This window comes from Vibrio sp. YT-19(2023), assembly GCF_033337395.1.
Window position 1 is genome coordinate 1 of record NZ_JAWOQN010000424.1, and the last position, 747, is coordinate 747.

Below are 747 nucleotides of genomic sequence, written 5' to 3' on the forward strand. Positions count from 1 at the left end.
GTTGTGTGGGATTGATATTATTTATTAAAAAACATGAACAGATATGAAAAAATAAGTCTTTTAAAACCTTGTTAAACTTACAACATTTACAAAACATAAATTACATTTGAGCGGTAAAATTCGTGCCGAAAAATTACTCAAATTCCTGAGAAAGATAATGAGTTGTAAACAAAATGATAAAAAATATTTTATAAAACCTCTCGCAATTTCCACCATGAAAAAAGCAAAAGTTACCCATTGAGATTCATATAGAGAATGGGGTTGGTTACAATTCTAAACGGCAATTTCAAGGAGTGATTATGAACAGTGTGGTGGACATTAGTTGGGCAAAATTAGCGGCTTTCAGTTTGATTCTGTTAGTGCCATTTGCGATCAATGCACGCTATAGATTAGGCATCGCGGAAGATGCATCAGTCAGCGTTGTGCGTATGACTTTACAGCTCGTTCTGATCGGGGTTTATCTTGAAGATCTCTTTCAATTAAACAGCGTAATCATCAACTTACTTTGGCTTGCGATTATGCTCGTCGTAGGAGCAAGCTCCATTGCAGGGAAAGCACGTTTACCGAAAAAGCCGCTCATGCTGCCACTTCTAACTGGGCTTGTATGTGGCTTGTTTCCACTACTAATTGCGATCACCGCTGGCTTGGTGCGTCCTACTCCGCTTTACAATGCACAATATATGATCCCATTGTCAGGCATGCTGTTAGGCAATAGTCTGAGCAGTAATATCATCGCGCTACAAAACT

General features: G+C 38.6%; 1 protein-coding gene. It reads left to right on the forward strand.

Annotated elements, in window-relative coordinates; all coding sequences use genetic code 11:
- Positions 1 to 299: 299 nt before the first annotated feature.
- Positions 300 to 747: ABC transporter permease (locus R7E78_RS26315; RefSeq protein WP_318058633.1), on the forward strand; the 448-nt coding region annotated here is incomplete at its 3' end.